Annotated in this window: 23 protein-coding genes and 1 pseudogene; 4 read left to right on the top strand and 20 right to left on the bottom strand. The window is 71.5% G+C overall.

Annotated elements, in window-relative coordinates; translation table 11 throughout:
- Positions 1 to 14: 14 nt before the first annotated feature.
- From AC0680_RS08140 to AC0680_RS08085, 12 genes are read right to left on the bottom strand one after another with little or no spacing between them, the layout of a single operon-like run.
- Positions 15 to 953 carry an NAD-dependent epimerase/dehydratase family protein gene (locus AC0680_RS08140; protein ID WP_478625938.1) on the bottom strand — a complete coding sequence of 313 codons (939 nt, stop codon included), beginning with the start codon at positions 951 to 953 and terminating at the stop codon, positions 15 to 17.
- Positions 946 to 2193: an MFS transporter gene (locus AC0680_RS08135; protein ID WP_478625937.1), complete on the bottom strand. Its 1248-nt coding sequence runs from the start codon at positions 2191 to 2193 to the stop codon at positions 946 to 948. Before AC0680_RS08135 ends, AC0680_RS08140 begins: the two co-directional genes overlap by 8 nt.
- Positions 2190 to 3485, bottom strand: a complete 1296-nt coding sequence (locus tag AC0680_RS08130; protein WP_478625935.1) for an amidohydrolase family protein — start codon at positions 3483 to 3485, stop codon at positions 2190 to 2192. Before AC0680_RS08130 ends, AC0680_RS08135 begins: the two co-directional genes overlap by 4 nt.
- Positions 3482 to 4744 carry an ATP-grasp domain-containing protein gene (locus AC0680_RS08125; RefSeq protein ID WP_478625934.1) on the bottom strand — a complete coding sequence of 421 codons (1263 nt, stop codon included), beginning with the start codon at positions 4742 to 4744 and terminating at the stop codon, positions 3482 to 3484. Before AC0680_RS08125 ends, AC0680_RS08130 begins: the two co-directional genes overlap by 4 nt.
- A gap of 56 nt (positions 4745 to 4800) precedes the next feature.
- Positions 4801 to 5748, bottom strand: a complete 948-nt coding sequence (locus AC0680_RS08120) for a transketolase family protein (RefSeq protein ID WP_478625932.1) — start codon at positions 5746 to 5748, stop codon at positions 4801 to 4803.
- Positions 5745 to 6563 (bottom strand): thiamine pyrophosphate-dependent enzyme, encoded by an 819-nt coding sequence (locus tag AC0680_RS08115; protein ID WP_478625930.1) that lies wholly within the window; start codon positions 6561 to 6563, stop codon positions 5745 to 5747. The genes AC0680_RS08120 and AC0680_RS08115 overlap by 4 nt, the downstream gene beginning before the upstream one ends.
- Positions 6560 to 8416, bottom strand: a complete 1857-nt coding sequence (locus AC0680_RS08110) for a M20/M25/M40 family metallo-hydrolase (RefSeq protein WP_478625928.1) — start codon at positions 8414 to 8416, stop codon at positions 6560 to 6562. Before AC0680_RS08110 ends, AC0680_RS08115 begins: the two co-directional genes overlap by 4 nt.
- Entirely contained in the window at positions 8413 to 9480 is a 1068-nt protein-coding gene (argC, locus tag AC0680_RS08105; protein ID WP_478625927.1) for an N-acetyl-gamma-glutamyl-phosphate reductase, read from the bottom strand. Before argC ends, AC0680_RS08110 begins: the two co-directional genes overlap by 4 nt.
- The gene (locus AC0680_RS08100) at positions 9473 to 10792 is read right to left on the bottom strand and encodes a DegT/DnrJ/EryC1/StrS aminotransferase family protein (protein WP_478625926.1); all 1320 of its coding nucleotides are present in this window, start codon (positions 10790 to 10792) and stop codon (positions 9473 to 9475) included. Before AC0680_RS08100 ends, argC begins: the two co-directional genes overlap by 8 nt.
- The gene (locus tag AC0680_RS08095; RefSeq protein ID WP_478625925.1) at positions 10789 to 11418 is read right to left on the bottom strand and encodes a DegT/DnrJ/EryC1/StrS family aminotransferase; all 630 of its coding nucleotides are present in this window, start codon (positions 11416 to 11418) and stop codon (positions 10789 to 10791) included. Before AC0680_RS08095 ends, AC0680_RS08100 begins: the two co-directional genes overlap by 4 nt.
- 14 nt (positions 11419 to 11432) lie before the next feature.
- Complete coding sequence (locus AC0680_RS08090; protein ID WP_478625924.1) at positions 11433 to 12302, bottom strand: RimK family alpha-L-glutamate ligase; 870 nt, start codon at positions 12300 to 12302, stop codon at positions 11433 to 11435.
- A complete protein-coding gene (locus tag AC0680_RS08085) occupies positions 12299 to 12493 on the bottom strand; it encodes a lysine biosynthesis protein LysW (RefSeq protein ID WP_478625923.1) in 195 nt (64 codons plus the stop codon). Before AC0680_RS08085 ends, AC0680_RS08090 begins: the two co-directional genes overlap by 4 nt.
- 254 nt (positions 12494 to 12747) lie before the next feature.
- On the opposite strand from AC0680_RS08085, the gene AC0680_RS08080 reads away from it, so the two are divergent.
- Positions 12748 to 15831: an AfsR/SARP family transcriptional regulator gene (locus AC0680_RS08080; RefSeq protein WP_478625922.1), complete on the top strand. Its 3084-nt coding sequence runs from the start codon at positions 12748 to 12750 to the stop codon at positions 15829 to 15831.
- A 25-nt stretch (positions 15832 to 15856) separates the two neighbouring features.
- Here the strand turns inward: AC0680_RS08080 and AC0680_RS08075 are convergent, their stop codons facing one another.
- The 3 genes from AC0680_RS08075 to AC0680_RS08065 form a co-directional block, all read right to left on the bottom strand.
- Complete coding sequence (locus AC0680_RS08075; protein WP_478625920.1) at positions 15857 to 16009, bottom strand: hypothetical protein; 153 nt, start codon at positions 16007 to 16009, stop codon at positions 15857 to 15859.
- Positions 16010 to 16126: 117 nt separating this feature from the next.
- Positions 16127 to 17065 (bottom strand): hypothetical protein, encoded by a 939-nt coding sequence (locus tag AC0680_RS08070; RefSeq protein ID WP_478625919.1) that lies wholly within the window; start codon positions 17063 to 17065, stop codon positions 16127 to 16129.
- Between the two features lie 120 nt (positions 17066 to 17185).
- Positions 17186 to 18166 carry a helix-turn-helix transcriptional regulator gene (locus tag AC0680_RS08065; protein ID WP_478625918.1) on the bottom strand — a complete coding sequence of 327 codons (981 nt, stop codon included), beginning with the start codon at positions 18164 to 18166 and terminating at the stop codon, positions 17186 to 17188.
- Between the two features lie 130 nt (positions 18167 to 18296).
- Here AC0680_RS08065 and AC0680_RS08060 point away from each other — a divergent pair, with 130 nt between their 5' ends.
- The gene (locus AC0680_RS08060; protein ID WP_478625916.1) at positions 18297 to 19037 is read left to right on the top strand and encodes an NIPSNAP family protein; all 741 of its coding nucleotides are present in this window, start codon (positions 18297 to 18299) and stop codon (positions 19035 to 19037) included.
- Here AC0680_RS08060 and AC0680_RS08055 read toward each other — a convergent pair.
- Positions 18924 to 19931, bottom strand: coding sequence for a helix-turn-helix transcriptional regulator (locus AC0680_RS08055; protein ID WP_478625915.1), 1008 nt, complete (start codon positions 19929 to 19931; stop codon positions 18924 to 18926). The genes AC0680_RS08060 and AC0680_RS08055 overlap by 114 nt on opposite strands.
- 103 nt (positions 19932 to 20034) lie before the next feature.
- Here AC0680_RS08055 and AC0680_RS08050 point away from each other — a divergent pair, with 103 nt between their 5' ends.
- Both AC0680_RS08050 and AC0680_RS08045 read left to right on the top strand, forming a co-directional pair.
- Positions 20035 to 21537, top strand: coding sequence for an MFS transporter (locus AC0680_RS08050; protein ID WP_478625914.1), 1503 nt, complete (start codon positions 20035 to 20037; stop codon positions 21535 to 21537).
- Between the two features lie 123 nt (positions 21538 to 21660).
- Positions 21661 to 21869, top strand: a pseudogene (locus AC0680_RS08045) (IS5/IS1182 family transposase); the annotation flags it as partial.
- Between the two features lie 34 nt (positions 21870 to 21903).
- Here the strand turns inward: AC0680_RS08045 and AC0680_RS08040 are convergent.
- The 4 genes from AC0680_RS08040 to AC0680_RS08025 all read right to left on the bottom strand — a co-directional run bounded on the left by AC0680_RS08040 (position 21904) and on the right by AC0680_RS08025 (position 26295).
- Complete coding sequence (locus AC0680_RS08040) at positions 21904 to 22287, bottom strand: hypothetical protein (protein ID WP_478625912.1); 384 nt, start codon at positions 22285 to 22287, stop codon at positions 21904 to 21906.
- A gap of 108 nt (positions 22288 to 22395) precedes the next feature.
- On the bottom strand, positions 22396 to 23829 hold the full coding sequence (locus AC0680_RS08035; protein WP_478625911.1) for an aminobutyraldehyde dehydrogenase: 1434 nt from the start codon (positions 23827 to 23829) through the stop codon (positions 22396 to 22398).
- Positions 23822 to 25135: a flavin monoamine oxidase family protein gene (locus AC0680_RS08030; protein ID WP_478625909.1), complete on the bottom strand. Its 1314-nt coding sequence runs from the start codon at positions 25133 to 25135 to the stop codon at positions 23822 to 23824. The genes AC0680_RS08035 and AC0680_RS08030 overlap by 8 nt, the downstream gene beginning before the upstream one ends.
- A 50-nt stretch (positions 25136 to 25185) precedes the next feature.
- The gene (locus tag AC0680_RS08025) at positions 25186 to 26295 is read right to left on the bottom strand and encodes an ABC transporter ATP-binding protein (protein ID WP_478625907.1); all 1110 of its coding nucleotides are present in this window, start codon (positions 26293 to 26295) and stop codon (positions 25186 to 25188) included.
- Position 26296: the final 1 nt, after the last annotated feature.

The following is a 26296-nucleotide window of genomic DNA, read 5'->3' as shown; positions in this document are numbered from 1 at the left end:
TGCGGGGAGCCGGCTCAGCCGGCGAGGGCGTTACGGGCGACCGTGGGAAGCCACTGGGCGATCGGGGTGAAGTGGTGGCCGAGGGCGGCCGCCCGATCGCTCGACATACCGAAGTCCGACGGGCAGGAGAACGGGGACAGGTCGGGGTCGCCGGAGGGGTCCTCCTTCTCGATCACGTCGGCAGTGAGCCCGGTCGCGCTCTCCACCGCGGCGCAGACGTCATAGACGTCGGCGGTGTCCGGAGAAGCGACGTTGACCGCTCCGGTGGCATCGCAGAAGGCCGCCCGGGCGAGGAAGCCGGCGGCCTCGTCGGCCCGCACCAGTGAGGTCCGACCGGGTGCCGTGTGGGCGACGACGGGCTGCCCGGCCCTGATGCGGTCGAGGTGGAACTGCAGCCGGCCGGTGAAGTCGCCTTCCGCGGCCAGGACATGGGCGACCCTGGCCAGCAGCACCGGCGCCTTCGCGCGGCGGGTCAGCGCGGCTTCGGCCTGGCGCTTTCCCTCGCCGTAGTGGGCGTCCAGGTAGCCGGGTGTGTACCAGGGCAGGCCGGTGTCGAAGTCGTAGTCCGCCGGGTCGAGTTCCTCTTCGCGGGCCCGGGCACTGAGCGGCGGTGCCGGGAACCGCCAGCGGAAGGTGTCCTTGTTGTACACCTCGATGGTGCTGGTCATGACGATCTTCCCGGCCCGTTCGCCGAATGCCTCGCACGCCTCCACGGCGGCGTTCGGCGTGTAGCACATCTGATGGACCACCGCGTCGAACCGCTGCCCCGCCACCGCGGTGGTCAGCTCTCCGGGGACGTTGACGTCGGCGCGCAGCCGACGCACCGCGTCGCCGAAGGAGTCGGGGGTCCGCCCGCGATTGACGAGGGTGACCCGGTGCCCGTCGTCCAGCAGTTGCCGGACCAGCACCTTGCCGAAGTACCGGGTGCCCCCGATGACACAGATGTCAGACATTCTCCGTCACCTTTTCCTCGTTCTCCGTGCCTTCTGCGTCCTCGGTCCCCGGGGTTCCCTCGGCCGCGCCGGAGTTCCGGCCGCTCAGGCAGATGAGTGCGCAGCCCGCCGCCAGCAGGGCCGCGACGTACCAGTTGCCACCCGCCACACCGAGGGAGCGCGACAGGTCGAACAGGACCCCCGCGGCCAGGGAGCCGACCATGTTCCCCGCGCTGCGGAAGAAGTGCATCGCGCCCATGGCCTTGGCCAGCCGGTGCTCGGGAACCCTGCGGGCGATCCAGAGGTCGAACGACGGCACGAAGAGGATCTCCCCGAGCACCACCGTCAGACAGCCGACCACCACCCAGGGGGCGGTGCGACCGGCCCCGAAGGCGACGAACGCGGTGGTCATTCCGGCCAGGCCGACGGCCATCACCGCCCCCGGGCTGAACCGCTTGTTGAACAGCTTGAACAGCGGGTACTGGAGCACCAGGATGCTGAGACCGGTGATCCAGAACGGCGCGGACGGGGCCCACCCCGGGACGTATGCCTCCATGTGCAGGGGGATACCGACGACGAAGCCCAGGGACAGGAACCAGAACGCGGCGGACAGCAGGAAGTAGCGGGTGGCGCCGCGTACCTCGATGCCCTTGAACGCGGTCAGGCTGAACAGCGGAACGCGCCCGCCCGCGGCGTCCGGCGCCCGCTCGAAACCCTCTCGGGGAATCAGTGCCGAGGTGATCAGGCAGAAGCCGATGAAGAACGCGAACACCACCGAGAACAGGGTCCGCAGCTCCACGTGCGCCAGCACCGCGCCCAGCAGCGCGCCACCGAAGAGGCCGACCTGCCCCGCCATCTGGAACGCGGAGAACGCCTTGGGCCGTTCCTCCTCGGGAAAGGAGACCAGGACGTTCTTCAGTCCCGGGAAGGAGACCCCCGAGCCGAAGCCGATGAAGAACGCGAGCACGCTGTACGCGAGCACGCCGTCGGTGAACCCCATGAGCCCGAGGGCCACGGCTTCCAGCGCCGTACCGAGGAACACGCCCCCGCGGACACCGGAGCGAGCCGCGATCCCTTCGTAGCAGAAGGTGGCGAGCAGACGGCCGACGTAGGTCATACACATGACCACGCCCGCCCAGAACCCGCTGTCGGTCCCGCCGAGGGTGGCGACGAGTACGGGGAACCAGATGTAACTCCCCGTATTGGCCAGGAGGATGCCGCCGACCACACCGACGAGTGCGCGCTTGCGTTGCCTGATCAACGCTCCTCCTTCCGGTCCGTCCCCGCGGCACGCAGCTCGACGATGGTGCGCACGACGGCCTGCCGGTCGATCGGCGCGCCCCGCACGACCGTGCTCAGCGGGAGGGCCGACAGCGGCCGGCCCGGAGCGTGCAGGTTGTAGGTGGCGGCCGCGCCGGCGCTCAGCGGATGGTCGCCGTGGGTGCCGCCGCTCAGCTCGTCGAAGTAGCGGCGGCCGCCGATCGTCGCCTGGCGCCGCAACGGCCCCTCGAGCGAGGCGTCGTCGCCGCGCAGCAGGTCGAGTTCGCTCAGGAGGGAGTAGCCGTGGTACGCGCCCGTGTTGCCCGAGTCGGTACCGATCAGCAAGTTGCCCTCGCGGAGGGCGGCCAGGGCGTTGCGGCGCATGTCGGCCAGCGCCGCCGTGCGGGTCTCCTGGCAGCCGTACTCGATGCCGTAGGGCTTCTCGATGGCCTGGGAGAACTCCAGGTTGCGGATGTCCTGGGTCTCGGCGAAGCCCTCGCGCCCGTACTCGGCCCGGAACTCCTCACCCGTCATGATCATGGTGCGCAGGCCGGCCAGGGTGGAGACGAACCGGGCGCCCTCGAACTCCTTCCAGTCGGCCGCCTCGAGCGTCCGGTCCCGCACGGTGTGGGCGAAGAGGCGGAAGCCGCACTCGTAGGCCCAGCGGGTCTCCTGGAGGGTGTTGCAGTCGATGACGGCGGTGATGCCGCGCTCCGCGGCGATCCGGGCGGTGAACTCGAGCACCCGTCGGGACAGCCGGGAGAACTTCACCGGGCTGCCCGGCTGTTCGGTGCCGTCCGTGAACATCACCTTGAGGAAGGTGCCGCCGCGTTCGACGTTGGAACGTATCGCGTGTTCGAGATCGGTCTCGGTGGCGATCATGTGCACCGGGGCCGGGAACTCGACGCCGTGGCCGGTGAGGCCGGCGGCGTTCGTCATCGCGGTGACCGCGTAGCCGCAGTGCACCAGCTCCGGGCAGGGCAGCGCCGATTCCGCGCGGCCCTCCTCCCAGGCCTCCTTGACCAGCGGGAACCCGAACATGTCGACGACGTGTGTGACTCCGCTGTACAGGTACTGCAGCGCGACGATACGGGGGTCTTCCAGCGAGTCGTCGAAGTTGGCGGGAAGGCCCACATGGGCGTGGGTCTCGACGAGGCCCGGCCACAGCTCGGGCGTGGCGAGGTCGTCGGCCGCCCGCTCGGCGACGGGCCGGATACGGGAGAAGTGCCCGTCCTCGACGGTGACGTCGAAGACCGCCGTCGGGTCCAGCTCCGGAATCGCGACGCGCATCATCGGGCGACCTGCACGGAGATGGTGAACTCGATGTCGTCCAGGGCAGCCTGGACGCGCCCGGCCGCCTCGTCCCGGTCCTGGCCGGTGAAGATGAGGTGGCCGAGCCAGTCGAAGTTGCTCTTCGACAGGCGCGACACGCGGCGGCCCGGCTTGGCGTACGCCAGGGCCTCGACGAAGCCCGGAGCGTCCTTGATCCGATCGAAGCCGATGGAGACCAGCTCGCCCTCGACCGGGGAGCCGAACCAGTGGCCGCTGGCGATGACCTCGCCGGGGATCGGCAGCTCGGGACGCTCGCCGAGGGCCTGGCGGATCACCTCCAGGTAGGCGTTGACGCCGCTGGAGAGCTCCATCAGCTGCGGCACGATGCCGCCCGTGAGCCGGCCGTTGACCTCGCACAGCACCGGGCCGTCCGCGGCGAGGAAGTACTCGGCGTGGATGAAACCGAAGTCGATGCCGAGGCCCTTGAGGACCTTCTCGTTCATCGCGTACAGCTCGTCCTGGAGCGGGTGGCCGCGGAAGTAGGTCAGGCCCATCTCGATGAAGTACGGGAAGCCGCTCAGATTGCGGTCCGTGATGCCGAGGTTGACGATCTCGCCGCCCTGGAGCACACAGGCCTCGACGGAGACCAGCTCGCCCTCGACGAACTCCTCGACCACGATGTCCGGGATACGGGTGACTCCGCGCCCGTAGTCGGCGACCGACGCCAGCTCCGCGAGGTACGCGGCGAGCTCCTCCTCGTCGCGGAGCAGCAGTACGTGCAGGCTCGCGGTGCCGTCGGAGGGCTTCACCACGCACGGGAAGCCGATCTCCCGGACCGCGGCCTCCATGGCGTCGCCGGACGTGGGCTCGGCGACGTGCACGAACCGCGGCTGACGCACGTCGGTGTCCCGCAGGGCGAGCCGGGTGCGGTGCTTGTGGCGGGCGTTGAGGGCCGCATCGACGCTCATGCCCGGCAGGCCCAGGGAGCGGGCCACCGACGCCGCGTGCACCGTGTGGTACTCGCTGTAGGTCATGACGCCGTGCACCGGCTTCGCCGCGTGCACCTCCTTGGCGAGCCGCTCCAGCTCGTCGATGGAGAACACCGTCCCGCTCTTGATCACCTCGCACCGGGGGTGCGCGAACGCGGCCTCCGCCAGCGGCGAGGCGCCCAGGTAGAAGTCGGGGTCGGCGGAGACGAAGGTCACGTCGTGCCCGAGCTCCAGGGCGTTGGCGATGCCGGCGATGCCGTTGGGGTTGCATTCGATCATGAGGATATGCATGGGAAGTTCCTTGTCTTCAGGGGGTTTCGGGGTGATTGCAGTAAGACGGGCGGGGATCAGCGGGCGCGGCCGCCCGCGGGTACCGGACCCGGGGCGCCGGTGCGCATCCGGGCCACCGCGGCGCGCACGGCGGGCAGATCGAAGCCGAGGCGGGCCATGACCTCGTGGTGGTCGCCGCCCTCGCAGGGCCAGTCGTGGCCCGCGTTGACACCCGCCACCTCGCATCGGGGCAGCAGCAGCGCGAGCGCTTCGGCCACGCCGCCCTGGCCGCGGTGTTCCTCGACGACGACGAACCGGGTGTGCCGGTCCGCCAGTTCCGCGGCCGCCCCGGCCAGGTGCGCGTGGTCCAGATAGGTCAGGTGTGCGTGCGAGACCCCAGTGGCGGCGCGGGCGGCCAGCGACAGGCGGGTGCCCTCCTCGCCCACCGACACCAGGCAGACATCGTCGGGCTCGGCCTGGAACTCCCAGTTGACCAGGGGCGGTTCGCCGCCGGGCAGGTCGAGCGACTCGTACGCGGCGTTCCGGCCCGTGCGGATGTAGTGCGGCCTGCCGCTGCGCGCCGCGGACCGGACCACCGCACGCATCTCGGCCTCGCCGTAGGGCGCCGCGATGGTCACGCCGGGCACGCTGCGGAGCACCGCGAGGTCCTCCAGGCAGTGGTGGGTGGTGCCGAACCAGGCACCTGACACGCCCGCGTACGGTGCCACGACGGTGACCCCGGCGTCGAGGTAGCCCAGCGTCAGCTTCAGGCTCTCCGCGGCCCGCAGCGCCGCGAAGGGGGCGAAGGTGCTGACGAACGGCTTGTAGCCGCCGGCGGCCAGTCCCGCTGCCATGTCGACCATGGCGCCCTCGGCGATACCCACGTTGAAGAACCGGTCCGGGTGCGCGGTCTGGAAGGGATGGTTCTTGCCGCCCAGGTCCGCTTCCAGGCAGACGAGCGAGGTGTCCTCGGCGGCGAGGGCGGTCAGCTCGGCGCGGTAGGCGTCACGGCCGGAGAGAGTCATCGGATCGCTCGCTTCCACTTCGCGGCGCGCGCGGCGTCGATGGTCACGTAGTGAGAACCCGCCTTGCCTTCCACGGCCGGCACACCCTTGCCCTTGACGGTGTGGGCGACGACGGCGAGCGGGTGGCGGGCGGCCGACCGGTCCTGGGCGAACAGCTCGGTCAGGGCGGCCGGATCGTGCCCGTCGACCTCCGCGACCTCGAACCCGAAGGCGGCGAACCGCTCGGTGAGAGCGGGCAGCGGCGAGATGTCCGCGACGAGCCCGTCGTTCTGCCCGCCGTTGCGGTCCACGACCAGCACGAAGTTGCCCAGTTCCTGTGCCGCGGCCACCTGGCAGGTCTCCCAGACCAGCCCCTCCTGGAGCTCACCGTCACCCGCGACGGCGATGCCCAGGCCGCTGTGTCCGCCGATCCGGCGGGCCAGGGCCCAGCCCGCCGCGTACGGGACGCCGTGACCGAGGCTCCCGGTGGGGAACCGGACGCCGGGCACCTTGGGGCCCGGATGGCCGGTGTAGGGCCGGCCCGCCCGGCCGTACAGCGGCGCGGGGTTCTCCGGCAGCACGCCGCTGACGTGCAGTGCGGCATACAGGCCCGCGGCGGCGTGCCCCTTGCTCAGCACGACCTCCGTGCCGTCCCCGGCCAGGGCCCGGTGCAGGGCGGCGATCAGGATGTCGAGCACCGACAGGCTGCCGCCCAGATGGCAGCCGCGCTCGGACGCCGCCATGTCGACGACCAGCCGCCGGGCCCTGAGGGCTCGTTCGGCCAGGGTCGAGGCGAGTACCTCGGCGCCGGTGGGACCGTCGAGCACGGCAGTCATCGGCCGCTCCCTTCCGGAAGGGCGAACCAGCGGTTCACCGCGTCGGCCAGCAGCGTCCGGGCGGCGCGGTACTCCTCGCCGCCGATCCGCTCCTCGTCGGTGTGGTCGAGGGCGGAGTCGCCCGGCCCGTACGCCACCATCGGCACGTCGTGCCAGGTGGTCGCCAGGGTGTTCATGTCCGACGTCCCCTTCTTCACCACGAAGCGGGGCTTGATCCCGGCCTCGGCGAAGGCTCGGGTGAACGCCTTGGCCAGCGGGCCCGAGCGGCCGCCCTTGTGACCCGGGGTGGCGCGCAGCGCCTCGATGGCGACATCGTCACCGGCGTGCCGGAGCGCGGCGGTGCGCAGCGCCTCGAGATCGGCCCCCGGCGGCACCCGGAAGTTGAGGATTCCGTGCGCCAGGTTGTGCTCCCGGCCGGGCTCGCACCGGATGTCGATGACCGCGCTGAGCGCGTCGGGCGCGTGCTCGAGCACCGACCCGCGGATCTCGGCGAGGGCGCGGGTCAGGCGGTCGGGGGCCGACACCGCGTCCTGGCCGGCCGAGTGGCCGGTGGGCACCGAGGCGGTCACCGCCAGTTTGAAGAGCCCGAAGTAGCCGAGGGTCAGCTTCCCCGAGCCGCTGGGCTCGCCGATGACGACCGCGTCGGCGGGATAGTGGTCCCGTACGTGGAACGCCCCCTTCGAGGAGGAGATCTCCTCCTCGACCGCGCCGACCACGACCAGTTGGCCGTCCTCGGGTATCGCCGCGTCCGTCAGCACCTCCAGGAAGGCGGCGAGGCTGCCCTTGGCGTCGACGCTGCCGCGCCCCCACAGCTCACCGTCGCGCCACTCGGCGGGCCAACGGTGCGGGACCGTGTCGAGGTGGCCCAGGAGCAGCAGCCGGTGCGAACCGGTACCCCGGGACGCGACGAGGTTGCCCGCCGGGTCGATGCGGGCCTCGATGCCCCGCTCGCGGCACCACTCGGCGAGACAGGAGGCGAGTTCCGCCTCGTCGCCGGAGACCGAGGGCACACAGACCGCGCGGGTGAGCAGGGCGAGGTCGTCGGCGGGCTCCCTGGTGCGCCAGAACCGGGTCCATCCGGATGCCTCGCCCATGGTGTGCGGGCCGGTGATGGCCACGTCGGCGCCGCTGTCCTTCAGGGCGATCTCGGCGGCGCGCACTTTCTGGCGCATCCGCCCGCCGGCGTACCGCGCCCCGTCGCCCGGGTAGGCGTCGCGCAGCGTCGAGTCCGGGGCGTCCGGGTCGGTCAGCAGTCCGGCGGTGCCGGTGACCAGCCGGAGGTGGTCGGCGTCCAGGGCGACCGCGAGCACCGCGGCCAGTACGTCGGCGTCCACGTTCAGCGGAGCGCCGCCGTCCCGGTCCGCGACCGGCGGGGACAGGCAGACCACGTCGTACGCGTCGAGCAGGGCGTTCAGCGCCTCGGTGTCGGCATCGGCGGGTACTCCCGCCCGGTGGTCACGGATCACGACGGGGCGGTCTTCGGCCGACAGCGCCTTCAGCGGGCGGTTGGCCCGGCCGGCGACCAGGCCGCCCCGCGCGGCGACGGCCGTGAACACCCTCAGGCCCTGCGCCCGCAGGCCGCGTTCCACGGCCGGCAGGGTGACCCGCTCGTAGGCGTCGACGAGGTGGTCCATCTCCTCGGGAGGGCAGTAGCGCACCACGTCGCCGTTGGCCAGCCGGAGCGTGGGGACCGGGCGGTCGATCGCCGCGTAGTGGCGTTCGATGCCCGTGGCCCCGCCCGCTACCAGGAGCACCCGGGCGCCGCGGGCGGCCACGTCGGCGATCTCCTTGTGGATGGCCTCGCGGTCGAGCGTCGCACTGCCGACCTTGATGACGTACAGCGGTCGGGTCATGGCGACACCGCCGTGATCGGCAGTCCGGCCGCCTCGTCGAAGCCGTGGATGAGGTTCATGGCCTGGATGGCCTGGCCCGCCGCGCCCTTGATCAGGTTGTCGAGGGCGGCCACCGTGACGCACTGACCGTCGCGGACGGCCACCGCCACCTCGGCGACGTTGGAGCCGGTGACGGCCTTGAGCATGGGGAAGTCCTGCGGCGCCTTGGGCGCCGGGCGGACCCGCACGAACTGCTTGCCGACGTACGCCTTGGCGTAGGCGCGCTTGACGTCGAGGGCGGTGACTGAGGACCGCAGCTCGGAGTAGGCGGTCACCATGATGCCGCGCGAGACGTCCATGCTGTGCGTGGAGAACCGCAGATCGACCGCGGCGCCCGTGAAGTCGGCGAGGGCCTGCTGGACCTCCGGCGCGTGCCGGTGGCCGTGCAGTTTGTGCACCCGGAAGTTGCCACTGCGCTCCGCCGGCTGCTCGCCGCTTCCGCGGCCGCCGCCGGTGGACCCGGTCTTGGCGTCGACCACCACCCGGTCGACGACCAGTGGTTCGGCGCCGGCGAACAGCGGGTACAGGGCGTAGACCGTGGTGACGGCCATGCATCCGGGCAGGCTGACGAACCGGCTGTCGGGGATGCCGGGGCTCAACTCCGGTACGTAGTAGGCGAAGTCCTCCAGTGGCGGGTGGGCCGCGGTCCTCGGGTAGTGCCTGCTGACCTCCTTCTCGCCGCGCAGCCGGAAGTCACCGCCGAGGTTCAGTACGCGCTTGGCCCGGTCGGCGACCAGTGGCAGCTGCTCGGGCAGCGCGCCGGTGGGCAGGCAGCCGAAGGCGACATCGACGGTGTCGGTGTCCGCGAGCTCGGCCAGCGGCCGGAACGTGAGGCCGGACGCCTTGGGGTGGTTGCGCAGCCAGGGGTGGCTGCTGCCGACGGCCGTGCCCGCGGCGCGCTCCGCCGAGAGGAACGCGAGTTCCACGTGCGGGTGCTCCAGGAGCAGCCGGATCACCTCGCCGCCGGTGTAGCCGCTGGCGCCTAGGACGGCGACGCGGATCGTCTCGTGCACGGCGTCAGCCAAGGCGGGCCGCCTTGTCGTAGGGACGGCTGTAGTCGCGGGTCTCGACGAGCTTGCGAATGGCGTCGGGGCGGCGGGCGACCTTCCGGAAGGCGTCGGCGTAGCGCAGGATCCGCTCGTACTCCACCGGGGAGCGCAGCTCGCGGCACAGGACGAGGGTGCTGTCGAGCATGCCGAGGGTGACCGGGAAGTCCTCGGGCCGGTGGTCGCGCACGGCGCCGGGGTTGAGGGTGAACGGGTAGCCGTTTCCGAAGCCGTCCCGGTGCTGGAAGGGCAGGTGGCACGGGATCGGGGTGTTCTGCCACTCGCGGGCCGGAACGCCCTCGGCGACCAGGAGTTCGTGCACGGCCTCCTTGACCGCGAACACCGGTATGTCGCCCAGGCCCACGGCCTCGGGGTGCAGGGTGGTGCGGTACATGTTGTACGCGTGGACGTGTCCGCCGGGTACGTGCGGCGGGGTGAACAGGCCGGTCCCGCTCAGGGCCTCGCCGAGCAGCGCGGCGTTGCGTGCCCGGATCTCGTCGTAGTACGGCAGCCGCTTGAGCTGGCTGGCGCCGAAGGCGGCCGCGACCCACGACATGCCGTAGTCGATGCCGTGCCGCTCCAGGTAGGCCAGGGCCCGGTCGTAGCTCTCCTGGGCGGCGAAGAACGCGATGCCGCCCTCGCCGCCGAGCGGGAAGTTCTTGTCGGCCATCAGGCTCTGGCCCGCGGCGTCTCCGATGGAGCCGGCCACCTGCTCACCGACCTTCGCGGAATGGGCGTGCGAGGCGTCCTCGACGAGGGCGATGCCGTGCCGGTCGGCGAGGGTGCGCAGGGCCGACACATCGGCGGGCAGTCCGTGCACGTGCACCGGCATCAGTGCGCGGGTGCGGTCGGTGATCGCGGCGGCCGCGGCCTTGGGGTCCATGCAGTAGGTGACGGGGTCGATGTCGACGAACACGGGGATCGCGTGCGCGGCGACGACGGCCTGCGCGGTCGCGATGAAGGTGAACGCCGGCACGACGACCTCGTCGCCGGGCTGTACGCCGGCGCCCACGAGGGCCATGTGCAGACTGGAGGTGCCACTGGCCGTGGGCAGTGCGTACGCCGCACCGACGTAGGAGCGGTAGGCCTCGGCGAAGTCGGCGACGACCTTCTCGGGCGCCTGCCGCTGGGCGAGCATCAGGTTGAAGACGTCTTCCTTGGTGATGACCGGGAAGAGGGTGCGACGCGACGCCTTGGGAATCAGGGCCTGGCCACCGAGGGCGGCGAGTTCGGTGTCGAGTTCGGCGGGGTCGGGCAGGGGCAGCGGGGCTGCCGGGAAATCAGTGATCATGAGCGTGCTCCGGTGGGAGTGGCGGGACGTGCCGCCTGGGTCAGGGCCATCCGCACGCAGGCGGCCACGAGGGGGCTGAGCCGGTAGTTGAACTGGACCCCGGGCACCAGGGAGGCGTCGGCCTCCTCCTGCGTCCACATCGTGCGCAGGTCGTAGGCGCCGAAGATCTTCAGTCGCTCGGCACGGGCCCAGACCCTCTCGTCGTCGGTGAGGACGGCGGCGGCCGGCCCGAAGCCGAGTCCGGTGAGGTCCACGACGAGGGCGGGGGCGGTGGCGGCCCGGGTGAGCTCGCCCAGCTGATCGGCGTTCGCCGGACCCAGCGACACGTGGTCGTACGCGGTCGGCCCCTGCTCCCCGGCACTGACGCCGAGCCAGCGCAGGAAGCGGCCGGTCGCCGCGTCCGGCTCGGGGACGGCGACGGTGTCGCCGTGCCCGATGCCCTGGCCGGCGAGCGCCGCGTGGATGGCGGCGGTACGGCTGTTGACGAGCACGGCCCGTGCGCGTCCGGTCTGCTTGGTCAGCAGTCGTTCCAGTCCGGGCAGTTCCCGGTCGCTCTTCTCGATGCTCATGACCACGCCCGTGGTGAGGACGCGGGCGAGCACCGTTGCGGTGTCGAACAGTTCCATGGGTCTTCTCCGTGTCACACGGCCGAGGCCGTGAGGGTCTCCGCGACGTAGGCGGCGAGGTGGCCGGCCACGTTCACTCCGTGCTGGGCGGAGGAACGGGCGAATTCGGGATTGGCGTTCACTTCGAGCACGAGCAGTTCGCCCGTGGACCGGTCCTCGACCAGGTCCACCCCGTAGAAGCCGGGGCCGAGGGCGTCGACGGCCTGGCCGCAGAGCTTCTCCATCTCCGCGGTGAGCTCGACGCGCCGGACCTCGGCGCCCAGGTGGGTGTTGGTGCGCCAGTCCTCCGACACCCGCTGGATGGCGACCACCGGGGTCCGCCCGACGACCACCACCCTCAGATCGTGGCCGGGCTTGTCGATGTACTCCTGTACGACGACGGGGAACTGCTTTCCCATGGCATCGGCGGACTCGCGGCCCGCGGCCCACGCCTCCACGCAGTCGGGATGGGTCATCTTGCTGACGCCCCGTCCCCAGGAACCGCTGACGGGCTTGACCACGGCGGGCATGCCCATCTCGGCGACGGTCCGGCGGACCTGATCGAGGCTGAAGGCGTGCCGGGTCTCAGGGTGCGGAATTCCGTGCTGTGCGAAGAGCAGCGACTGCAGGCCCTTGTCGTTGCACGTCTCGATCGCTGCCGCGCGGTTGAGGGTGGGGACTCCGGCGTGTTCCAGGCGGTGGGAGACGCTGATCGCATCCCGGTGGGAGAGGTTCCTGATCAGGGCGAGAGCGGGCGGGCCGGAGTGGCCCGCCACGGTCTCGGCCAGATCCTCCATGAGCAGCGGTCGCGCCGTCAGTCCCTGGTCACGCAGTGCGCTCAGGAGCAGCTTCTCCTCCGGGCGCAGCATCGTGACCGAGAGCAGGACCTGGTCGGAGGTTGTCACTCGCCCCAGTCCTCTTCCACCTCAGGGGCGAGGTCCAGGCGTATGCCCGCCGCGGACTTCTCGACGACCTCGTGCTCCTGGCCGCAGGCCCCGCACTCGGTGATCTCACCCTTTTCCCAGTCCTCGCGCACCTCGAATTCGGTGTCGCATACGAGACAGCTGGCGACAGTGGCCGCAAGTGCCATGGTCATGACTCCTTTGTGGTTCGCGTCGCACGATGCGCCGACGCCGTTACTCGCGCAGGGATTTCGATCCGAGCGCTTTTCCGGATCCGCCGCCTCCGGCACCGGTCGGATGCCTCGGGAGGTGCGGAGGAGCGCCACTTTCGGTGGCTGCGAGGAGCCTGCCTGGCGGTGATACCACTCACCTACCGGTCCGGTACCGCGCGCTGCGGTAGTCACCTCGAACTGGTATTTTCCAGGCAGCACATGGGGGGTGCACTTTGATGACAAGAGAAGATCGCGAATTGCGATTCAACGTTCTCGGATCCCTGGAATGCCTGGCCGACGGGCATCGGATCAAGCTCGGCGGGCCGCTTCAAGAACGCATTCTGACGTGCCTGCTATTGGAGTCCGGGCGGACGGTGCCCATCGAGCGCCTCATCGAGACGGCTTGGGGGGAAGCCGGACCCGATACCGCCAAACAGCAGGTCCGCAAAGCCATTGCCGACCTTCGGCGGCGCATACCCGATGGTCCGGCACTGATCGTGACCGAGGACGCGGGGTACCGCGTGTCCGTGGAGCCGCTCCAGGTCGACCTGCACCTCTTCTCGCGCCACGTCCAAAGGGCCGCATCCGGCCGCTCCGAGGGAGAGCTCGGTGCGGCGGCCGGGGAGCTGCGCAAGGCCCTCGCGCTGTGGCGGGGCCCGGTGCTGAACGGGACGGGTGGGCCGGTCCTCGACGCGGCGTCCACCGTCCTGGAGGAACGGCGGCTGGCCGCGGTGGAGGAGCTCTTCGCGCTCAGACTCCAGCTGGGCGAGGACAGCGACATCGTCAGCGAGATACGCGAGTTCGCCGACGCCTACCCGCTGCGCGAGGGCCTGCGCGCCCAGCTGATGCTCGCCCTGTACCGTGCCGGCCGGCAGGCCGAGGCGCTCCACGAGTACACCGCCGTACGGGACTTGCTGGCGGAGGAGCTCGGGATCAGTCCCTGTCCCGACCTGGCCGGCCTGTTCGAGAAGATCCTTCGGGCCAGCCCCGAACTGGACACGCCCTCACCGGCGCCGTCGGCCCCTTCCCCCCGACCGTCCGACGGAGCGCGCGCCGCCGAGAACGCCCCGTGCACCCTGCCGTACGAATTACCGGACTTCACCGGCCGCCACCTGGAACTCGGATACCTGCTCGACCGGGGAGAGGCGGGCGAAGGGGTGCGGATCGTCGCCGTCGACGGGATGGGCGGCGCCGGCAAGACCACCCTCATCGTGCGTGCGGCCCACCGCCTGGCCGCCTCGTATCCGGACGGGCAGCTCTACATCGATCTGCGCGGCTTCACCCCTGGGGAACACCCCCTCGCGCCCGAGGAGGCCACGCGCATACTGCTGCGCGCCCTGGGCACGTCCGACAGCGCCGTCCCCGATGACACCGAGAGCCGTTTCGCGATGTGGCAGGCCGCCTCGGCCTCGCGGAGACTGCTCCTGGTCCTCGACAACGCGGCCGAGGCCGCCCAGATACGCCCGCTCCTGCCCGTCACGTCCGAATGCCTGGTCCTGGTGGCCAGCCGATGCCGACTGCTCGACCTCGACGGGGCCCACTGGATATCGCTGGGAACGCTGCCGCCGCAGGACAGCGCGGCGCTGCTCGCCCGGACTCTCGGCGAGGAACGCGTGGCCGCCGACCCTGAAGCCGCGAAGTCACTGGCCACCCTCTGCGGGCACCTGCCGCTCGCGCTGCGCATCGCCACGGCCAGGCTCCACAACCGCCCCCGCTGGACGCTGCAGTACTTCGTCGACCGGCTCCGCGAGGAGGACGCCCTGCTCACGGAGCTCCGCTCCACCGAACGCAGCGTCGCCACCACCATCCAGCTCTCCTACGAAGCCCTGGGCGAGGAGCACCGCCGGGCGTTCATGCTCCTGGGAGTACACCCCGGGCCGAACTTCGATCCCCATGCGGCCGCCGCTCTGACGAACATGACGCCCAAAGACGCGGAGCAGATGCTGGAAGACCTGCTCGACTCGCAACTACTGCAGCAGTACGAGGCGGGGCGGTACTCCTTCCACGACCTCATCCGCAGTTTCGCCCGCAGCCTCTGGGACGATTCCGTGCGGCACGAGAAGGACACGGCGGTCGGCCGGCTGCTGAACTACTACCTGGGTGCCACCAACGAGGCCTGCCGGATCCTGTTCCCCGGGCTGCGCCAGTGTGCGTCCGCTCCGACCGGCGACGCGCCGGGGCTGCCCGCGTTCCGCGACGCACAGACCGCCCGCCGGTGGTACGACCGGGAGAGCAGGGGCCTTCAGGCCACCGTCCGGCTGGGACAGAAACACGACTTCCACCGCCTGGCCAGCTACCTGGCCAGAAACACGGTGCTCCACCTGCATGCGCAGGGAGCCATCCAGGACTTCCGGGAGCTGGCCGAGGTCGCGGTGGCCGCGGCCCGCCGGGCGGCGGACACCCAGGCCCTGTGCCTGAGCCTGGCCAACCTGGCCTCGGCCCACCAGATACTCGGAGAGTTCCGGCTGGCCAAGGAGGCCGCGGAGGAAGGTCTGCGGGTGGCCCGGTCGCACGGGGACCCCGTCAGCGAGGCGGCCTTCCTCGACCTGCTCGGCTGGGCACACATCGTGCTCGGCAGCCTCTCCGAGGGATACGACCTCCTGCTGCGGGGAATCGGGCTCCACCGCGAATTCGGAACCCTCAGACGGGAATCCATCGCCCTGTGCAATCTCAGCACCCTGCACCTGTGGCAGGGCCGGACCACGGAAGCGATCGCCGCCGCCGAACGGGCCGTCATGCTCTGCCAGGAAGTCGGGGAGCAGGAGCACGAGGTAGCCGCCCTCAACGACCTGGTCATCGCGCACCTGGACGGAGGCGACGACGCATCGGCACAGAGGTACCTCGAGCGGGCCCTGGCACTCGGAGAGGACTCCGTGATGCCCAGGAACCGCGCCATGTCCCTGGCTCTGCGCGCCGTCCTCCACCAGCGGAGCGGACAGGGCGACGAGGTGATGACGTACATCGAGCAGGCACTCGCACTCGTCGGCCCTCTGGGCACGGTGACCTGGCAGTGCGAGGTCGAGAACATCGCGGGACTGGTCCACCAGCGCGCAGGCGACCACGAGAGGGCACTCGCCCTGCACCGAAGTGCCCATCAGAGGGCACAGAGCATCGGATACCGCATGGGTATGGCGCATGGACTGCACGGCATGGCCAAGGCCGAGCAGTCGCTGGGACGGCAGGAAGTCGCCCGGGAGCACTTGCACAGCGCCGAGGAACTGTTCGCCGTCATGAACATCCCCCGGGCCGTCCTCGGCTCGCCTGGCCGCGCGCCTGTGTGCTGCACTCTCGGCTCCTTCTGCTGCAGCACACAGGCGTAAGGCAGGGGTCAGTGGCCCGGACCCCTCATCGTTGGCCGGAACCCGGCCCCTCGTTGGTGGCCAGAACGTGCACACCCTTCCCGGTCCCGTCGGCCTCGAAGGTGTGCACCGTGGCTCCGGCCCCGAAGGCAACGGCCAAGGCGACAAGACCGATCAGGCCGGCCAGCTTGCTGCGCATGATTCCCCCTAGATATGCATGATCCTCGCGGATGGAACAGATCGTGCTGGAACGACAGTCCGTTTCTGTTCCGTCCGGATACCAGCGCCACGGTCCGGGCGGGGGACGTCGGGGTGTTCACACTTCTCGGCGCAGCCAGGTGTCGCCCGTGCGGAGCCAGAGGGAGCCGTCGCGGCCCTGGCCGCAGCGCATGACGACCCGACCGGGCACCCGAAGCCGGTGGCGGCTGGTCACCGCCCAGGCGGCGCCGTCGAACTCGGCGGATACGAGCTCGACGGACCGCTTGTTGTGGTCCCGGCGGGTCAGCACTGCCCGGTTGCCGCGGACCGCGAACCCGTCCGGTCCGTGGACGGGGCTGCGATGGCTGACCACGTCGCCGGTGGACGGAGTGATCCGGGTCAGGAAGGTGCCGCCCTTGCTGCTGCCGGAGTACCACACGAGCCAGACCCGTTCGTCCTCGGTCGCGGCGGTGCAGCCTTCCAACGGGTGATCGGGCAGCCGTCCCTCGGGAGCCCAGACCGCCCGGCCCCGGGTGTTCCAACCCGCGAGGCCCGCCCCTGACTCGGGGTGGCCGCCGTAGACGCCCTCGTCACCGTAAGCCGTCCAGATGCCGCCGTGGACGTCGGTGACCAGGGCGGGGATGTCGTCGCCGACGCAGAACTCGGCTTCGGGCGTACCCGATGAGGAGAACACCACGGCGTTGGGCGTCCAGCGGCCGTCCGTCCCGTTCCGGAACGTACGGCCGCCGACCAGCACGAATCGGGAATCCGGGAGCAGGGCCAAGTGGCTGGGCCGCATCCGGATGTCCTTCACCAAGATGCGCCGCTCCTCCCGCCCCGTGACGGTGACCAACTCACCGGTGAACGGGACTCTCGGCTTCCACCCGATCCACCCCTTGACGTAGCGGGCGTGATCGAGGTGCCGCCGGTGGACCAACATGACCGCGAGCTCCCCGGCAGGCCCGACGCTCCACCAGAGGGCTCGACGCCCCCGCACGGCATCGGCAGCGGGGAGCCGCCACTCGCGGTGCAGCGCGGCATCGGAACGAGCGGTCATGGAGCGGAGATTCATGGGCAGCCGCCTCTGGGACTCCGGGAGCGCCGGGCCACCCGAAGAGCGCCACCCTACCGGGCCTCGAACCCGGGGCACCGCGAACGCCGGATGTGCCTCCCGGCGTCAGTGGACGTCGTAGGCCCGGGCGAGCACGCCCACGGTGGCGGCCATGGCCTGGCGCAGTTCGGCGGGTGAGACGACCTCGACGTCGATACCGAGCCGCAGCAGCTCCCCGCAGGCGTGGTCGATGCTCTCGATCGGGACGACGGCCTCGACCCAGCCGTCGTCCCCGACGGCTGTCGCGGTGGAGTCGACCGCCCGCACCACCTCCGCGGGGACGTTGTCGGGCAGGCGCCGACGTCCCCGCGGGGAGAGGCGGACGGTGGCGGTGCCCGTGTAGCGGCGGGTCTCGAAGTCGTCGAGGTAGGACGTCCAGTACGCACCCAGGTCGAAGCCCCGCGGCCGGTCGAACCGTTCGTCGCTGAGCACCGCGTCGAGGACCTGGGTGACCCGGTAGGTCGCGATCCGATCCTCCGCGCCGGCGGCCACGAGGTACCAGACACCGGATTTGAGCACCAGACCGTAGGGGCGGAGACGGCGACGCACCTCCCGCGGCGCGCGCCAACGCCGATAGCGCACATCCACCGCACGCCGGGTGAGGGTCGCATCGACCAGCAGGGCCAGCCGCGGCGTCTGTTCGGGTTCCCGATACCAGCCGGGAGCGTCCAGGTGGAACACCGCGGCGGTCCGTGCGGCTTCCTCGCGCAGCCCCGTCGGCAGCGCCGCCAGCAGCTTCAGCCGTGCCGCCGTCACCTCCGCCGCGAGGCCCAGGTCGGCGGCGGGTCCGGGCAGTCCGGCGAAGAACAGCGCCCGGGCCTCGCCTTCGCTCATCCCGGTGAGGCGGGTGCGGTAGCCGTCGAGCAGCTGATAGCCGCCGCCGCGGCCCGGCTCGGCGTAGACCGGGACCCCGGCGGCCTGCAGACGTGCCACGTCACGGTAGGCGGTCCGCACCGACACCCCCAGCTCGTCGGCGATCCCTCGGGCGGACACGCGGCCACGAGCTTGCAGCAACAACAGCAGCGACAGCAGTCGACCGGCGGACATGGCCGCATTCTCCTCGAAAACCCTGACAGCAGGTGGCACACGGGCCCCCTAGCGTCAATCAGCGCCCGGCTTGCGACCGTACGGCCGCAAAGCCCGCGCCCGGAGAAGAACAGCGAAGAGGAGCTGCACCGTGTCCCCCACCGACCCCGTCGACCGCCCCGCCCTGATCGAGCTTCGCCAGTACACACTGCGCCCCGGTCGGCGCGACGAACTCATCGAGCTGTTCGACCGGGAGTTCGTCGAGACGCAGGAGGCGACCGGGATGGTCGTACTCGGCCAGTTCCGGGACCTCGACGACCCCGACCGGTTCGTGTGGTTGCGCGGGTTCGGGGACATGGCGGTACGGCACCGTGCGCTGACGGCCTTCTACGGGGGACCCGTCTGGGCCGAGCACGGCCCCCAGGCCAACGCCACCATGGTCGACTCCGACGACGTCCTGCTGCTGCGGCCCCTGTCGGCCGGGAGCGGCTTCGCCGTCCGCCCGTCCGAGCGGCCCCGGGCCGGTACTCCGGCACCGGAGGCCTTCGTCTCCGCCACCGTCTGGTCCTTCCCTCCCGGACGGCCCGACGGCATCGCACTCGTCCGGGACGGTCTCCTCCCCGTGCTCCACAGGACGGGACCCGCGCCACTCGCCGTCCTGACCACCGAGACGGCGCACAACACGTTCACCAGGCTGCCGGTCCGCACCGGAGAGAACGTCACCGCCGTCTTCACGTCCTACCCCGACGAGCAGGCGTACCGCCGCCACCTTGCCGAGCTACAGGCCCACCCCCTCATACGGGACGAGGTCCTTCCGGGTATCGGGAGAGAGCAGACGGCGGCCCCTCGAACCCTGAGACTGGCACCCACAGGACGCTCGCTCGTCTCCTGACCGTTCGGCCGGCAACTCGGCGGAGGCCGGCCCGGTCCCGCACATGCCGTCGGCGACCTGGCGGGACAGCAGGCGCAGCGCGTCGGCCGAGGCGGTGTCGTTGGGTGTGTAGACCTCCAGCCGGTGGTCGGGGCTGTCGGGCTGGAGCCACACTTGGTAGTCGATGTCGACGTCGCCGACGGTCGGGTGCCGCAGGTGCATGGTGCCCACGGTGCAGTCCGCGACGTCGCCCTCGGCCCAGAGGGCGGCGAAGTCCCGGCTGCGCATGGCGAGTTCGCCGATCAACTCGGCCAGCCGGGCGTCCGTGGGATACCGGCCCGCGGTGAGCCGCAGGTAGGCCACATGGATCCGGGCGAGTGCGTCCCAGTTCCGGTGCAGGTCTCGGGCGAGGGCGTCGAGGAAGAACATCCGCGGGACGGACGGCCGTTGTGCGGGATCGTTCGGCGCCGCGAAGTCGACGTGCTCGGCGACGAGGGCATGTCCGGTGCGGTTCCAGGCCAGCACGTCGCCGCGGCGGCCGAGCACGACGGCCGGCGTGCCGTCCCCCAGGGACGCCAGGAGCGAGAGCACCCGTGGATGCGGCGTTTCCGGGCGGGGGCGGACCAGGCGTGATGTGGTGGGCTGACGGGCGAGGTTGTGCAGGTGGGCCGTTTCGGTCGGATCGAGCCCGAGCACGTCGGCGAGGGCGTTGAGGACCTGCCGGGAGGCGGTACCGGCCTGGTCCTGCTCCAGTCGCGTGTAGTAGCCGACGCTCACGCCGGCGAGCTGGGCGAGCTCCTCGCGGCGCAGGCCCGGTACCCGGCGGGCGGTGCCGTAGGTGCGCAGGCCGACGTCGGCGGGCGTGACCCGGTGGCGGCGGGTCTTGAGATAGGCCCCGAGGCTCTCCAGTTCCATGACGTCGAGCGTAGGCGCCGCGGTCGGTGTCCGGGTGTCCCTGTGAGGTGTACCCATGACGCGGGGATGGTTGCCGGGCGGACGGCCCCGCACCGTCGGAGACATGAATGCACCACGTGTCTCCCCCTCACCCGGCCCGCGGGCATGGCTCGGTCTGCTGGTGGTACTCGGCCCGGTACTGCTGGTCGCGATGGACGGCTCGGTCCTGTTCCTGGCGATGGCCAAGATCTCCGAGGCGCTGTCGCCGAGCGCCGATCAGGCGTTGTGGATCCTGGATGTCTACGGATTCGCCGTCGGGTCCCTGCTCATCGCGTTCGGGAACATCGGCGACCGGTACGGGCGGCTGAAGCTGCTGATGACCGGCACGGCGGTGTTCGGTGCGGCCTCGACGGGCGCGGCGTTCGCCCCTGGGCCGGAACTGCTGATCGCCTTCCGGGCGTTGATGGGTGCGGCCGGTGCCACGCTGCTGCCGTCGGCGCTGGCGGTGCTCGGCGAACTGTTCACCGACCCGCGTCGGCGGGCGCGGGCGATCGGGATCTTCGCAGCCACCTTCGCCGCCGGCTTCGCGATCGGCCCGGTCGTCGGCGGACGGCTGCTGAGCAGCTTGTGGTGGGGCTCGGTCTTCCTGATCAATCTCCCCGTCGTCGTGCTCTTCCTGGTCCTGGCCCCGCTTCTGCTCCGCGAGGTACGTGCCACCCGGGCCGGCCGCGTCGACGTGCCGAGCGTGGTGCTCTCCGCCGCGGGCATCCTGCTGACCGTCTACGCGATCAAGCACATCGCCGCGGAGGGGCTGACGGCGACCCCGGCAGCCACCGGGATCGCCGGCATCGTCACTCTGGGGTGGTTCGCGCGGCGGCAGCTCCGCCTCGACCACCCGCTGATCGACTTCCGTCTCTTCCGCGACCGGGTGTTCACGATCGCGGCCGTCACCGGACTGCTGCCGCTGGCCGCATGGTCGGCGACGGCCTACCTCGGCGGCATCTACCTCCAGTCCGTCCTCGGACTGACGGTGCTTCACGCGGCTGTCGTCGCGCTCCCGGGCGCGGCCGTGCTCACCGTCACCTGCGTCGTCACACCGGCACTGGTCGCGCGTACCGGTACACGGGCAGCGCTCATCAGCTGCCACCTCCTCGTCGCCGCAGGTCTGCTCCTGCTGCTGGTCACCAGCGTCTCCAGCGGTATCGGCTGGTACGTGGCCGCCACCGTCGTCGCCGGCCTCGGCTACGGGATCTCCTTCAGCGTGGTCGCCGACACCGCGGTGGCCGCGGTTCCCGCCGAGCGCGCCGGGTCCGCGGCAGCGATCGCCGAGACCAGCAACGAGATCGGCAACGCCCTCGGCATCGCACTCCTCGGCTCACTGGCCGCCCTGGTCTTCCGCCTCCAGGGACCCGGCATCGCCGGTACCCTCAACGAAACACTGCAGGTCCCCGGCCTCACGGCCGCGGTCATCGGCGATGCGAAGGCGGCCTTCGTCACCGGTCTGCACCTCGTCGCCGTCATCGCCGGCATCCTCCACGCCGCACTCGGCGTCTTCGCCCTGCGGCACCTGCCGAGATCCTGCACCAGCACGGACCAAGACGACACCGGTCCGGACCCGGTGGCCTGAAGGCTCCGCGCCATGGCGGAGGGGCCGACGCGTCGATACGTCGCAGCCCCGTGCCCGCCCGGTCGAGGTGTCCGTCAGGCGGTGATCCGCACGTACATCTCCCGCAGTTCGCGGGTCGCGGTCCCGCAGTTCATCCCGGTCATGGAACGCCTCCGCGTCGGCCGACTCGACGGCGGGGGCGCCCCCGCACCCGGCCCGACCATCTCGGTGGCGACAAGGCGTACTCGTCTCGCCGCAACCGCCGCCACCTGCGTATACGCCAGATCAAGCACACCATCCCCGAGCCGAAGAACCAGCGGGCCAACCGCCAGGCTCGCGGCAGCAGGGGCGGTTGAGGCCCGGTTGCCTTTGATGAGGCGAGCGCGATCAACCTCGTTGACGACGCCGTGCAACGGCGGCGGCAATCGCCATCGCCAAGGTGGTGCTGGCGGCGGTCCAGAACACGAGCTTGGCGTTCGGCCCATTGACCGTCCGCAACTCTCCGTCCGCGTGGAGGCAGAACGAGTCGGGCGGGAAGTACTGCGAGACAGAAGTGGCACTGATGCCGTGGCAGGGCGACGTATCGGGAAACAGGCTCGGCTGCGCACGCTGCGAGAGGCCCCAGCCGACGAACACAGTCAGCCACCCGGCCAGCAAGAACACGACCAGCATCCAGCTGGAGACCCTCAAGCGCCGCCCCAGCAGCCAAACCAGTGAGGTTGGCATTGCAAAAACGACAAACGCAGCGGACAGCAAGATCAGACCCTTCATGGCCTATCACCATACGGATCAAAGATCCCCCCCGGACAGGCCCTAGCACGGGGCACCGACATCTTCGGATCAGCGGTTCCCGGGCCCCGGGGCCCTCAGGCCCCTCGCTCACAGCATCACGTGCTTGACCTGGGTGTAGTCCAGCAGCCCGGCCAGGGACAGATCGCTGCCGTATCCGGAGTGCTTGACGCCGCCGTGCGGCATCTCGGACACGGTGGTGCCGTGGGTGTTCACCCAGACGATCCCGGTGTGCAGCGCCCGCACGGCCCGCATGGCGCGCTCGTGGTCGGCGGTCCACACGCTTGCCGCCAGCCCGAACCGGACCCCGTTCGCCAGCCGCAGGGCCTCGTCCTCGTCGCGGAACGGCTGCACGGTGACGACCGGGCCGAAGATCTCCTCCTGCACGATCTCGTCGTCCTGGCGCGCCCCGGCGACCACGGTGGGGGAGTGGAACCAGCCCGGCCGCGCCGGCGCGGTACCGCCCGTCACCACTTCGGCATGCTGCGGCAGGCGGCTCAACATCCCCTGCACGGCGTCGCGTTGGGCGGCGGTGTTGAGTGGGCCGTAGTCGGCCGACGGGTCGTCGGGCGGGCCGGTGTGCAGCGTGCGGGCACAGGCCGCGAACGCGGCGACGAACGCGTCGTACCGGCGGTGGTGCACCAGCAGCCGGGTGGGGGCGGTGCAGTCCTGGCCCGCGTTGTAGTACGCGACGGCCGCGAGCTCGGCCGCCGTGGCCTCGACGTCCACGTCGTCGTGGACCAGGACCGGCGCGTTGCCGCCCAGCTCCAGGTGGACCCGTTTGAGGTCCTGCGCCGCGGTGGCGGCGATCTCCCGGCCGGCCCGGACGCTGCCGGTCAGGGCGAGCAGGCGGGGCACGGGGTGCGCCGTCAGCGACCGCCCGGTGTCGCGGTCGCCGCAGACCACGTTCAGCACGCCGGGCGGCAGTGCCTCCGCGGCGATCCGGGCCAGCAGCACGGTGGCGGACGGGGTGGTGTCGGCGGGCTTGAGGACGGTGGTGTTGCCCGCCGCGAGCGCCGGGGCGACCTTCCACGCGGCCATCATCAGCGGATAGTTCCACGGGGTGATCTGTGCGCAGACCCCGACCGGTTCCCTGCGCTGCAGCGACGTGCGGCCCTCGGTGTACTCGGCGGCCGCGGCGCCCGGCAGGTTGCGCGCCGCCCCGGCGAAGTAGCGGAAGGTGTCGGCCACCGCGGGCAGTTCGTCGGTGCGGAACCGCTCCGGCGGCTTGCCGGTGTCCCCGACCTCGGCGGCCACCAGGTCGTCGGCGTGCGCGTCGACGGCGTCGGCGATCCGCAGCAGCGCCCGCTGCCGCTCCGCGGGAGTGGTGAGCGACCAGTGCGCGAAGGCGGCCTCGGCCGCACGGCAGGCGGCGTCCACGTCCGAGGGGCCGGAGCGCGGTGCGCTGCGGTGCACCTTCCCGGTTGCGGGGTCGACCAGGTCCGTGGTCGCACCGGAGGCCGCCGGGCGGTCGGCGCCCGCCACATGGTTGAGGAGCGCTCGGGCACTACCGGGCTCAGCCATGGCGCAGCACCTCCCGTGCCGCGGCCCGGCCGGTGCGCACCGCGCCCTCCATGTAGCCGGCCACCCACTGGTCGGATCCGCAGACGTAGAAGGGCGGTTCGTGGGTGCCGTGCAGCGGGCCGACCGCCATCACGTCCCCCGGGTTCCACTGCGTGACATAGCCCTGGGTCCACGGATCGGTGCCCCACATCCGCAGATAGCAGCTGAACGGCTGCAGCGCCTCGGCCCCGTAGAGGCGGGCGACGTCGCCCAGCAGTTCCTGGTCGCGCAGCTCCGCCGGCATCCCCAACAGCACGCCGTAGCGTTCGGGCGGGATCAGCGCGGACAGCACGCCCTCGCTCTGCGGCCAGGTGCTGCCGAGCACGCCCTCGCACTCGGAGAGCCCGTTGAGCTCCAGGCCGCGCCAGAACGGCCGGTCGTAGACCGCCGCGAACTTCGCCGCCACCGCCTGGCGCTGGCGGTGCAGCGAGGCGAGCCGAGCCTCCGAGACACCGGTCACGGCGACCCGGCGCAGCGGGCCGGCCGGCAGGGCACTGACGACGGCGCCCGCGGTGACGCTCTCCCCGCCGGCCAGCCGGACCCGGCAGCCGTCCGCGCGCACCGCCACCTCCTCGACGGGCGCCGAGAGCCGGATCCGCCGGCCGAGCCCGGCGGCCATCCGCAGCGCCACGGTCGCCGAGCCCTCGGTGACCCGGAGCCCCTCCCAGTCCTCGTAGTCGTAGGCGCCGGCTCCGGGGACCGCGGCGTGCTTGCGCAGCGCGGCCAGCAGCGACGTGCGTTCGTACGAGCCGCCGGCGAGGGCGAGCTGGCCGATCTCCCAGAGGCGGACGACGGCCGGGCTCGCGCCTTCGGAGCGCAGCCAGTCGCCGACCGACAGCCGGTCCAGGGCGGCCGCGTGCGGATGGGACCAGGGGTCCTCGGGGTCGACGGTCCCGGCCAGCGCGACGAACGCCTCGGTCACCCGCCGGTGGCCGGCCTCGTCACCGGGGCCGAACCAGTGCGGCGGCTCACCGGCCGAGACACCCTCCGCGGTGGCCCGCGCCATCCGGCCGGGCTCGGCCACATAGCTGGGCACCAGGGTCAGGCCGAGTTCCTCGGCCAGCGCGAGGTAGGCGGTGTGGGCCCGGCCGACGACCTCTCCGCCGAGCTGGACCAGCCGGCCGTCGGGCAGTACGGCCTGCTCGACGCGCCCGCCGACCCGGTCGCGCGCCTCCAGGACGAGCACGTCCGCGCCGGCCGCGCTCAGGTCCCGTGCCGCGGCGAGCCCGGCCAGGCCGGCCCCGAGCACGATGACGTCGTGGTTCATCAGGGTTGTGTTCCTTTGCTGTGGGTGGGGCGGCCGGAGCGGGCGGCCCATCAGTCCAGGACCAGGCAGTGCTCGGGCCGCCAGCCGATCTCCACCCGCTCGCCGCCGTGCCAGCGGTCCTCCATGCGGGAGCGGTCGGTGTTCTGCTCCAGCACGGACACCGTGACGCCGGGGGCCAGTTCGATGAGGTAGGTGGTGGTGGGGCCGGAGTAGACGGTCTCCCGGACCACCCCCTGCACCAGCGCCATGCCCGGTTCGAAGTCGGAGAGCCAGATCTTCTCGGGCCGGATCGACAGGCTGACGCCGCTGCCGTCGGCGATGCCGCCGCGTCTGCCGACCGGCAGCGCGGGGCCGCAGTCCAGGACCACCTGCCCGTCCCGGTAGGTGCCGGGCACCAGGTTGGAGGTCCCCATGAAGGAGGCCACGAAGCGGTTGGCGGGACGCTCGTAGACGTCCTCGGGCGTCCCGCACTGCTCGACCCGGCCCTCGTTCATCACCGCCACCCGGTCCGACATGGTCAGCGCCTCGTCCTGGTCGTGGGTGACGAAGACGAAGGTGATGCCGACCTCGCGCTGGATCTGCTTGAGTTCGACCTGCATCCGCCGTCGCAGCTTGAGGTCGAGCGCGGCCAGCGGCTCGTCGAGCAGCAGGACCTGTGGGCGGTTGACCAGGGCACGGGCCAGCGCCACCCGTTGGCGCTGGCCGCCGGAGAGGGTGCGCGGCTTGCGGTCGCCAAGGCCGCCGAGCTGCACCCGCTCCAGCATGGTGGCGACCCGCTCGCGGATCTCGGACCGGCCGACACCCTTGCGCTTGAGGCCGAAGGCGACGTTGTCGGCCACCGAGAGGTGGTCGAAGAGGGCGTAACTCTGGAAGACCGTATTGACGTCGCGCTTGTCCGGCGGCAGCGCCGTCACGTCCTCGCCGCCGAGCAGGACGGTGCCGGACGTGGGGTCGGTGAAGCCGCCGATCATCCGCAGCGAGGTGGTCTTGCCGCAGCCGGACGGCCCGAGCAGGGCGAAGAACTCGCCGGGGGCGATGTCGAGGGAGAGGTCGCGCACCGCGTAGGAGCCGCCGTAGTTCTTGCTGACGCCGTCGAGTCGGACGGCGGGGACGGTGCCGGGGACGGTCGCGCCGGGGGAGGGGGAGTCGGTGGAGGGCATG

Source organism: Streptomyces sp. NPDC043738 (assembly GCF_056436545.1).
Note: the sequence above shows the minus strand (reverse complement) of the source record. Positions and strands in the feature narration are given on the sequence as shown.

Bases quoted from the DNA above. Each gene is read 5' to 3' on its own strand.
- AC0680_RS08140 (WP_478625938.1), bottom strand. From the start codon at position 953: ATGTCTGACATCTGTGTCATCGGGGGCACCCGGTACTTCGGCAAGGTG.
- AC0680_RS08130 (WP_478625935.1), bottom strand. From the start codon at position 3,485: ATGATGCGCGTCGCGATTCCGGAGCTGGACCCGACGGCGGTCTTCGAC.
- AC0680_RS08125 (WP_478625934.1), bottom strand. From the start codon at position 4,744: ATGCATATCCTCATGATCGAATGCAACCCCAACGGCATCGCCGGCATC.
- AC0680_RS08120 (WP_478625932.1), bottom strand. From the start codon at position 5,748: ATGACTCTCTCCGGCCGTGACGCCTACCGCGCCGAGCTGACCGCCCTC.
- AC0680_RS08115 (WP_478625930.1), bottom strand. From the start codon at position 6,563: ATGACTGCCGTGCTCGACGGTCCCACCGGCGCCGAGGTACTCGCCTCG.
- AC0680_RS08110 (WP_478625928.1), bottom strand. From the start codon at position 8,416: ATGACCCGACCGCTGTACGTCATCAAGGTCGGCAGTGCGACGCTCGAC.
- AC0680_RS08100 (WP_478625926.1), bottom strand. From the start codon at position 10,792: ATGATCACTGATTTCCCGGCAGCCCCGCTGCCCCTGCCCGACCCCGCC.
- AC0680_RS08095 (WP_478625925.1), bottom strand. From the start codon at position 11,418: ATGGAACTGTTCGACACCGCAACGGTGCTCGCCCGCGTCCTCACCACG.
- AC0680_RS08085 (WP_478625923.1), bottom strand. From the start codon at position 12,493: ATGACCATGGCACTTGCGGCCACTGTCGCCAGCTGTCTCGTATGCGAC.
- AC0680_RS08080 (WP_478625922.1), top strand. From the start codon at position 12,748: ATGACAAGAGAAGATCGCGAATTGCGATTCAACGTTCTCGGATCCCTG.
- AC0680_RS08075 (WP_478625920.1), bottom strand. From the start codon at position 16,009: ATGCGCAGCAAGCTGGCCGGCCTGATCGGTCTTGTCGCCTTGGCCGTT.
- AC0680_RS08070 (WP_478625919.1), bottom strand. From the start codon at position 17,065: ATGACCGCTCGTTCCGATGCCGCGCTGCACCGCGAGTGGCGGCTCCCC.
- AC0680_RS08065 (WP_478625918.1), bottom strand. From the start codon at position 18,166: ATGTCCGCCGGTCGACTGCTGTCGCTGCTGTTGTTGCTGCAAGCTCGT.
- AC0680_RS08055 (WP_478625915.1), bottom strand. From the start codon at position 19,931: ATGGAACTGGAGAGCCTCGGGGCCTATCTCAAGACCCGCCGCCACCGG.
- AC0680_RS08050 (WP_478625914.1), top strand. From the start codon at position 20,035: ATGAATGCACCACGTGTCTCCCCCTCACCCGGCCCGCGGGCATGGCTC.
- AC0680_RS08040 (WP_478625912.1), bottom strand. From the start codon at position 22,287: ATGAAGGGTCTGATCTTGCTGTCCGCTGCGTTTGTCGTTTTTGCAATG.
- AC0680_RS08035 (WP_478625911.1), bottom strand. From the start codon at position 23,829: ATGGCTGAGCCCGGTAGTGCCCGAGCGCTCCTCAACCATGTGGCGGGC.
- AC0680_RS08030 (WP_478625909.1), bottom strand. From the start codon at position 25,135: ATGAACCACGACGTCATCGTGCTCGGGGCCGGCCTGGCCGGGCTCGCC.
- AC0680_RS08025 (WP_478625907.1), bottom strand. From the start codon at position 26,295: ATGCCCTCCACCGACTCCCCCTCCCCCGGCGCGACCGTCCCCGGCACC.